Genomic DNA, 8,236 nt, shown 5'->3' with positions numbered 1-8,236 from the left:
ACCGCGGCCACCAGGGCCCGCTCCACCTCGGCGCCGGTGGCTGCCCCGCCGGCGTGGACCACCCGGGGCCGCGAGTGGCCTCCTTCCCGGGCCAGCTCCAGGCGGCCCTGGCTGTCCCGGTCGAAGACCGCACCCAGGCCGATCAGCTCCTCGACCCGCCTCGGCCCTTCGCGCACCAGCAGGGCCACCGCCTCGGGGTCGCACAGCCCGGCCCCCGCCGCCAGGGTGTCGGCCAGATGGAGGTCCACCGAGTCCTCGTCGCCCCCCAGGCAGGCGGCGATCCCCCCCTGGGCCCAGCGGGTCGTGCCCTGGTCCAAGGCAGCCTTCGTCAGGACCCCGACCCGCAGCTGCCCCGCCCCGGCCAGCCGGACCGCGGCGCTCAGCCCGGCCACCCCCGAGCCGACCACCAGCACGTCCAGCCGGGGCAGGGCCCCCTCGCCGGTCACGACCCCCGGGCCTGCCGGGCGGCCGCCACCGCCAGCTGGGCGCTGCGCTCGTCGATCGGCCGGTTCTGGGCGTCGACGTGGACCACCGTCGGGGCGTAGCCCTCCAGCTCGGCCTCCTCGTAGTCGGCGTAGGTCAGGACGATCACCAGGTCCCCGGGCTGGACCAGCCGGGCAGCGGCGCCGTTCAGGGTCAGCTCCCCGGGGCCGCCCAGGATGGCGTAGGTCTCGAAGCGGGCCCCGTTGTTGAGGTCCAGCACGCAGACCTGCTCCCACTCCCGGATGTCGGCCAGCCGGAGCAGCTCGGGGTCGATGCTGATCGACCCCACGTACTCCAGGTTGGCATCGGTGACCGTCGCCCGGTGGATCTTGGACTTCAGCATCCGCCGTCGCATGACCTCAGGCTCCTTCCCCTTCCACGGGACCCGACCCCAGGGCGCGCCGAGCCCACCCGCCTCGGCGCCCCGGGCCTCGGCCCCTCTCCTTGCCCCCCAGGCCCGCCGCTCCGCCGTGCCCCCCGCCGCTGCTCCCCGGCCCGCCGGGCACCGTGGCCGCCAGGTTGTCGATCAGCCGCACCCCCCCGACCCGCAGGGCACCCAGCAGCCGCACCTCGCCGCCCGCCGGCAGGGTCCGGAGGGGAGCCAGGGTGGCCGGGTCCCGGACCACCAGGTAGTCCACGCGGACCGCCGGTTCGCTCGCCGCCACCTCCGCCATGGCCGCCTCCACCGCCTCGGGGCTCGTCGCCCCCGCCTCGATCGCTGCCTCCCCGGCCCGAAGGGCCCGGTAGAGGGCCAGGCCGGCGGCCCGGGCGGCCGGGTCCAGCCGCTCGTTGCGGCTCGAGCGGGCCAGGCCGTCGGGCTCCCGGACGGTCGGGCAGCCCACCACCTCGAACCACCAGCAGCTGCTGGTAGTCCTTCTCCCCGAAGTAGGCCCGGCACGGGCCCACGGCGCCAAGCAGCTTCGTCACCACCGTCGCCACCCCCCGGAAGTGGCCCGGCCGCCAGGCCCCCTCCAGGTCCTGCCCGAGCGCCCCGACCTCCACCCAGAGCGCCGGCTGCTCGGCGCCGCTCGGGTAGAGCTCCTCGACCGGCGGGTGGAACACCCCGGCCGCCCCGGCCTCGGCCGCGGCCTCGACGTCGGCCGCCAACCGCCGGGGGTAGGCGGCCAGGTCGGCCGGGTCCTCGAACTGCAAGGGGTTCACGAAGACCGAGATCACGCAGACCTCCGTCTCGGCTGCCGCCCGCCGGATCAGGCTCAGGTGGCCCTCGTGGAGGGCCCCCATGGTCGGCACGAACCCCACCCGCCGCCCGGCAGCCCGCTCGGCCCCCAGCCAGGCCCGCAGGGCCCCGACCTCTCGCACCTCCCGCACCGGGCCCCGGTCCGCCTCAGCCGGCCTGCGCCAGTGCCCTCGGGGCCAGCTCGCCAGACCCCGTCCCGGTGCGATCCACCCCAGTCGGCGAGCCGGCCTGGAGCAGGCGCTGGCAGAGGGCCACCCCGGCCTCGTAGCCGGCCCGCTCCTCGGGGGGCAGGGCCGCCCGGTGGCGCTCCAGGGTGGTCCAGTCCCCCCGGGCCACCGGCCCGGTCAGGGCGGCGGCCGGGCCGAGCCGGCCGGCGTCCTCCAGGGCTCCGGCCGCCAGGCCCAGGAAGTCCCCGAGGGCCAGGCCGCAGGACGCGGCAAGCCGCTCGACCTCCCCGAGCAGCCCCACCAGGTGGTTGGCGGCCACCGAGCAGCACGCGTGGTACCGGGCCCGGTCGGCGGCCAGGGTCCGGGGCCGCCAGCCGAGCTGCTCGGCCAGTTCCCGCACCTCGGGGTCCCCGTCCCACACGCAGACCGGCCCGGCCAGGAGCCGGCGGATCCCGGTGGGGGCGTCGGGCAGGGCGGCCAGGGGGTGCAGGGAGGCCCGCCGAGGATGGGGGGCCAGGACCTCCAGGCCGAGCGCCCCGGCCAGGTGCACGACCAGGGTGCCCGGCACCGGGGTCAGGACCCTGGCCACCTCGGCCACCACCCGGTCCGGCACGGCCAGGACCAGCGCGTCGACCCCGCTCGCCGCGGCCGCGTCCCACTGGCCCTTGCCCAGGGGACCCTCCACCGTCAGACCCCGGGCCGCCAGGGCGCCCGCCAGGGCCTGCCCTGCCCGGCCCGGGCCGATGATCCTGACCGACCGCATCGAACCCCTCTCTGCGCTCCAGCCCGCAGGGGTGCCGGGCGCCTCAGTCCCTGGGTCCTCGCTCCGCCCGGCCGCCGAGGGGCGGACCGGGGAAGCGTTCGTCGCCCCCCAGTGTACCGATCCGCCGGACCTCGCCTTGGGCCCCGGCCAGGGCCTCGGCGGGCACCAGGTCGGGGGCCAGCTCGGCCAGCGGCGCGAGCACGAAGCGGCGCTCCCACATCCGGGGGTGGGGGACCACCAGGTCGGGCTCCGCCACCGTCTCCCCCTCGACCCACAGGACGTCCACGTCCAGGGTCCGGGGCCCGAAGCGGACCGTCCGGACCCGCCCGGCCTCGGCCTCGAGGCCCTGGGCCACCCTGAGCAGCTCCCGGGGGCCAAGGGCGGTCCGCAGACCGGCCACCAGGTTCAGGTAGGGGCCCTGGGGCGGGCCGCCCACCGGCTCGGTCTCGTAGACCCCCGAGACGGCCACCACATCCGGCAGGCCGGCCACCGCCCTCGCCAGGGTGGCCCAGCGGTCCCCCAGGTTGCTGCCCAGGCCCAGGTAGGCCCGGCGGGGGGCCCTCACGCTCGCCGCAGGGTCAGCTCGCAGGCCGCCGAGTCCAGCTGCAGGGGCACCGGGGGCCGCAGCTTCCGCACCCGGACCCCCACGGCCGCCAGCCGCCCGGCCCGGTCCTCGGCGAGGACCGCCTCGGCGCAGGCCCTGGCCAGGGACTCGAGCAGCCGGTGGCTCGTGCCGCTCACCACCGCCGCCACCGCCTGGGCGGCCGTCCCGTAGTCCAGGGTCTCGGCCAGCTCGTCGCTCCACGCCGCCCCGGCCCCGGCCAGCTCCAGGTCCAGGTCGACCTCGAAGGGCTGGGCCTCGGCCCGCTCGGCTGCCCCGACCCCGTGGTGCCCGAGGACCCGCAGGCCCCGCAACACGATCCGGGTGCCCTCCAGGGCCAGCGGGGCGCCGCTCGGCTGGGTCACCGCTCCTGGCCCTCCCCGCCCGAGCCCACCGCCTGGGCCGGCTGGGACCGGGTCAGGGCCTCGGCCTCGGCGACCAGCTGCCGGCCGTTCGGCCCCATCTGCCGGCCGCAGAGCCGCTCCATCACCGCGATGGCCTCCGGCCCCCCGGGCAGCCGGCCGCTCCAGAGCAGGAACCCGGCCATGGCCCCGAGCAGCCGGTCCCCCAGCTCGTCCTGGTGCACCAGGATCCGCTCCCCGGCCTCCAGCCAGCCGGTCAGGTCCCGGTAGAGGTCGGCCAGGACGCCCTGGGAGTCCCCGTGGGCGGGCAGGGGCAGGTGGGCGAAGGGCAGGCCCTGCTCCTGGTACGCGGCGAGGTTGTGCGGGGAGGCCAGCAGGGACACCACCCGCTGGAAGCCCTGGACCTTCAGCCAGATGATCTCCTCCTGGCGCCGGACCCGCCGGTGGGTGGCGGCGAAGCCCCCGGGCCGCTCGCTGACCGCCAGCCGGTCGCGGATCACCCAGGTGAAGTTCCGGGGCGGGATGCCCTGGTCCCAGCGGCCCTTCACGCTGCCCCCACCTCCTCGCGCAGGCTGCCGACCACGGCCAGGGCCTGGACCGTCGGGGCGACGTCGTGCACCCGGACCATGGCGCAGCCACAGGCCGCCGCCCAGGTGGCCGTGGCCAGGCTGGCGGCCAGCCGGGCGGGCGGCGGGGGGGCCGAGCCGTCGGGCTCGGGGGCCACCACCCCGAGGAACCGCTTCCGGCTCGTCCCCACCAGGACCGGGCGGCCCTGCGCCACGAGGCCCGGCAGGCCCCGGAGCAGCTCGAGGTTGTGGGCCGTGGTCTTGCCGAACCCGATGCCCGGGTCCACGTAGACCTCCGGGACGCCGCCGGCCAGGGCCTCCTCGGCCAGCCGGGCCAGGAACCCGAAGACCTCCCGGCAGACGTCCTCGTAGACCGGGTCGATCTGCATCGTCTGGGGCGTGCCCCGCATGTGCATCGCCACCCAGGGCACCTGGGCCTCGGCGGCGAGCGGCCAGAGCCGGCCCGAGATGTCGTTCAGCAGGCTGGCCCCCGCCGCCAGGGCCTCCTCGGCGACCTTCGGCTTCACCGTGTCGATCGACAGCCGCACCCCGGCGGGCAGCTCGGCCCGCAGCGCCCGCAGCACCGGCAGGACCCGCCGGCGCTCCTCGGCCTCGGGGACCGGCTCGGCGCCCGGCCGGGTCGACTCCCCGCCGACGTCGATCACCTGGGCGCCCTCGGCGGCCATCTCCAGGCCCCGGGCCACGGCCCGCTCGGGGTCCAAGAACCGTCCACCATCGGAGAAGGAGTCCGGTGTGACGTTCAGGATCCCCATCACCGTGCAGGCCATGCCCAAAGCGTAGGCCCTGGTCCAAGGGGCCGGGCCCCAGCGGCTCGACGGGCTCAGCGGTGGGCGTGGACGAACTGCAGCGCTTCGGCCCGGGTCCGGGGGTCCGAGCGGAACAGGCCCCGGACCGCCGAGGTCACCGTCAAGGTGCCCGGCTTCTTCACCCCCCGGATGCTCATGCAGAGGTGCTCGGCCTCCACCACCACCAGCACGCCCCGGGGCACCAGGACCCGCTCCAGGCAGTCGGCGATCTGGGTGGTCAGCCGTTCCTGGACCTGCAGCCGCCGCGAGTAGGCCTCGACCAGCCGGGCCAGCTTCGAGAGCCCCGTGATCCGACCGTCCGTACCCGGGATGTACGCCACGTGCGCCCGGCCCACGAAGGGCACCAGGTGGTGCTCGCAGAGCGACGAGAAGGGGATGTCCCGCACCATGACCATCTCGTCGTGCTCGGCGGCGAAGCTCACCGTCAGGTGCCGGGCCGGGTCCTCGTCCAGGCCGGCCAGCAGCTCCCCGTACATGCGGGCTACCCGCCCCGGGGTGTCCTGCAGGCCGTCCCGCTCGGGGTCCTCCCCGAGGGCCGCCAGCAGCTCCCGCACCAGCCCCTCCACCCGCGCCAGGTCCACGGCCACGACGCCATGCTGCTCGGCCCCGGCCCCCGGCGCCACCCTGGCCGCCGACGCCGACCCGTCGGGCCCCGGCCCCCCGGCGGGCGGCCCGGCAGCCGCCCGGTCCTCAGTCCCCCGGGGCCTGGCCCACGAAGGCCCGGATCTCCGGCAGGTTCCGGTACCGCTCGGCCACGTCCAGGCCGTAGCCGACCACGAACACCGAGGGGATGGTGAACCCGACGTAGCGCAGCTCGCTCCGGGGCACCTGGCAGCCCTCCTTCACCAGCAGGCTGCAGATCTCCAGGCTCGCCGGGGACCGGGCCAGCAGGTAGCGCCGCAGGTAGGAGAGGGTCAGGCCCGAGTCCACGATGTCCTCCACCACCAGCACGTGCCGGCCCGCCAGGTCGCTGTCGAGGTCCTTCACGATCCGGACCACCCCGCTCGTCGTGGTCCGCGCCCCGTAGGAGGCCACGGCCATCAGGTCGAAGTCCACCGGCAGGTCGATCGCCCGGGCCAGGTCCGACAGGAACACGAAGGCTCCCTTCAGCACCCCCACCAGCAGCGGCGGCCGCCCCTGGTAGTCGGCCGTGATCGCCGCCCCCAGCTCGGCCACCCGGGCCTGCAGCCGGTCGGCCGGCACGATGACCTCTCCCAGCTGCGGGTCCTCGTCCCAGAAGCTCCCCACGCTCCCTCCCGGGTCAGGCGGCCGGTCCCCGGCCCCAGGCGGCGGACCCCGAGGTCACCGCAGGGGGGAGGGCCAGACGGCGGGCATCGCCGGGATGCTAGCGGCCCGGCTCGCCGGGGCCCCGGCTCCCTCGGGAGCGGCCCCAGAGGGCAGCGGCTCCTCGGCTAGGGGCCCCTCGGATAGGGGCCCCTCGGATAGGGCCCGGTCGGCTCAGCCGCTGACCACCCCCCGGGCGACGGGGGCCAGGCCGACCTCCCCGGCACAGCTGCTCAGGCCCACCGCCCGGCCAGCGTCGTAGGCCTGGAGCATCGGAGGGCAGCTGGCCGGGACGGCCGCCGAGCGCACCACCCCCGCCGGGCCACCGGCTGCCTGGGCCGGATCGCAACCCAGCGTCACCCGTGCGGGCGCACCGGCAACCAGCCGGAGGGTCGCCTGGCAGCCCTCCACCCCCGCCAGGACCAGCCGGTAGGCGCCCGGGGGCTCCACCAGCCGGAAGCGCCCGCCGGCGGGGACCTCGATCCGGCTGGCCGCCTGGCTGCCTTGCCGGCGCACCAGCAGGCTCGCCGGGGTGGTCGGCGCCTGGTCGCTCGCCACCGGCGAGGTCAGGCGCACCTGGCCCCTCACCACCACCGGACGCGCCCGGCCACCCCCGCACGCCGCCGCCACCAGGCCCGCCAGGAGCAGCCCGGCCAGCAGCTGGATCCGAGCTCCGACCGACCGGGTGCCTTGCAACGCGCCCGCTCCCACCATCGAGAAGCCGAGGGTTGAACGACGGAAGCCGCCGGGCCAGAGCCTGTCCACCCTCATGGGGCAGCCAGACAACTGCCCGCCGAATCACCGCCAGCGCCTTCCCAAGGTTGCTCTCCTCGTCCCCCGGCACAACGCACTGAGGTTGACCGATCTCTATCCCTGCATCGAGGGACCTGGAGCCACACAACAACAGGGAGTCACCGACGAGGACCAAGATTCAATTCTTTGACGAGTCTCCAATCGTTTTAGAGCTCACGCCGCCGATCCCTCGTAGGGAGCATTGCCAAAGTCGAATATCCCACCGTCAGCAGCGACCATCCGGTAGCCGCCACCACCAGAACTCACGCTCATTCCCACGATGGGCTTGGCCAGATCGATGTTCCCAGTGGAGCCATAGAATGCTGCTCCGCCAAAGCTGTAGATATCTCCGGCGGTGGTCACCTCCCAATACCCTCCAGACACTGGGTCGCCAGCGATGGCAACCACCGGCACACCAGGCTGCTCAGAGGCCGGAAGGCCTGGAAGAGAACCGTCGAATGGCGCGTTGAAAGCAAAGACGCCACCGTCAGCGCCAACCAGCCAGTACCCTCCGGTCTTGGGATCGACGGCCATACCGACGATCGGCTTGGCCAGATCGATGTTCCCAGTGGAGCCATAGAACTGAGCATCTCCAAAGGAGTACACATCCCCCGCTGAGGTCACTTCCCAGTAGCCTTGGCCAGAGGGATCCACAGCCATACCGACGACTGGCACAGGGGGCCGCTCAGAGGCCGGAAGGCCGGGCACGGAACCGTAGTATCTCGCGTCTCCGAAGGTAAAGATTCCACCATCAGACCCGACCAAGTAGTATCCCCCGCCGTCGGGAGTAACAGCCATCCCAACAATGGGCGCGGCGGGAGAAACGGCCAGCTCCCCGTACGACGTGGCGGCGTCTCCGCAGGCGTCCACGTGTCCCTTCACATCTGCGATCCAGTAGCCCTTGTTGTCTGCTGTCGGAGCCATTGCGACGGCGGATGATGCGAATGGGACACAACCAGGAGAGGGCTGAACCGGGCTCGACGGTGACGGTGCTGGGGCGGGCTCGGACTGTGGCGACACGCTTATGGACCAGTCGCACTCGCTGATCACGGTCAGGCTGAATACGCCGGTGTCGGTGTAGTAGTCGGTACCGCTCCCGCCTGGTCCAAGCTCGTTGGGACCGATATCCGCAGTGGTAGAAGTGGAAGGCTGATTCACACTGACGGAGAAGTTTCCTGACTGGCCGATGTTGG

At 74.6% G+C, this 8,236-nt stretch carries 10 protein-coding genes and 2 pseudogenes; all 12 read right to left on the bottom strand.

Annotation, left to right across the window (positions count from 1 at the left end; all coding sequences use genetic code 11):
• A partial coding sequence (locus tag Acit_RS12505) for an FAD-dependent oxidoreductase (protein ID WP_248109384.1) occupies positions 1-446 on the bottom strand: 446 nt, incomplete at its 3' end.
• A complete protein-coding gene (gene panD / locus Acit_RS12500) occupies positions 443-838 on the bottom strand; it encodes an aspartate 1-decarboxylase (protein WP_248109383.1) in 396 nt (131 codons plus the stop codon). The genes Acit_RS12505 and panD, both read right to left, overlap by 4 nt.
• Positions 839-842: 4 nt before the next feature.
• A pseudogene (gene panC, locus Acit_RS12495) lies at positions 843-1,743 on the bottom strand (pantoate--beta-alanine ligase).
• 85 nt (positions 1,744-1,828) lie between these two features.
• The gene (locus Acit_RS12490; RefSeq protein ID WP_248109382.1) at positions 1,829-2,611 is read right to left on the bottom strand and encodes a Rossmann-like and DUF2520 domain-containing protein; all 783 of its coding nucleotides are present in this window, start codon (positions 2,609-2,611) and stop codon (positions 1,829-1,831) included.
• Positions 2,612-2,654: 43 nt separating this feature from the next.
• On the bottom strand, positions 2,655-3,176 hold the full coding sequence (gene folK, locus Acit_RS12485; RefSeq protein ID WP_248109381.1) for a 2-amino-4-hydroxy-6-hydroxymethyldihydropteridine diphosphokinase: 522 nt from the start codon (positions 3,174-3,176) through the stop codon (positions 2,655-2,657).
• Positions 3,173-3,577, bottom strand: a complete 405-nt coding sequence (gene folB / locus Acit_RS12480) for a dihydroneopterin aldolase (RefSeq protein ID WP_248109380.1) — start codon at positions 3,575-3,577, stop codon at positions 3,173-3,175. Before folB ends, folK begins: the two co-directional genes overlap by 4 nt.
• Positions 3,574-4,122, bottom strand: a complete 549-nt coding sequence (locus Acit_RS12475) for a protein-tyrosine phosphatase family protein (protein ID WP_248109379.1) — start codon at positions 4,120-4,122, stop codon at positions 3,574-3,576. The genes folB and Acit_RS12475 overlap by 4 nt, the downstream gene beginning before the upstream one ends.
• Entirely contained in the window at positions 4,119-4,928 is an 810-nt protein-coding gene (folP, locus tag Acit_RS12470) for a dihydropteroate synthase (protein WP_248109378.1), read from the bottom strand. The genes Acit_RS12475 and folP overlap by 4 nt, the downstream gene beginning before the upstream one ends.
• Before the next feature lie 53 nt (positions 4,929-4,981).
• Positions 4,982-5,590, bottom strand: coding sequence for a GTP cyclohydrolase I FolE (folE, locus tag Acit_RS12465; protein WP_376746064.1), 609 nt, complete (start codon positions 5,588-5,590; stop codon positions 4,982-4,984).
• A 67-nt stretch (positions 5,591-5,657) separates the two neighbouring features.
• Positions 5,658-6,215: a hypoxanthine phosphoribosyltransferase gene (gene hpt / locus Acit_RS12460; RefSeq protein ID WP_248109376.1), complete on the bottom strand. Its 558-nt coding sequence runs from the start codon at positions 6,213-6,215 to the stop codon at positions 5,658-5,660.
• A gap of 210 nt (positions 6,216-6,425) precedes the next feature.
• The gene (locus Acit_RS12455) at positions 6,426-6,962 is read right to left on the bottom strand and encodes a hypothetical protein (protein WP_248109375.1); all 537 of its coding nucleotides are present in this window, start codon (positions 6,960-6,962) and stop codon (positions 6,426-6,428) included.
• Between the two features lie 255 nt (positions 6,963-7,217).
• A pseudogene (locus Acit_RS12450) lies at positions 7,218-8,236 on the bottom strand (hypothetical protein); the annotation flags it as partial.

This window comes from Aciditerrimonas ferrireducens (assembly GCF_023130475.1).
Taxonomy (GTDB): domain Bacteria; phylum Actinomycetota; class Acidimicrobiia; order Acidimicrobiales; family UBA8190; genus Aciditerrimonas; species Aciditerrimonas ferrireducens.
Note: the sequence above shows the minus strand (reverse complement) of the source record. Positions and strands in the feature narration are given on the sequence as shown.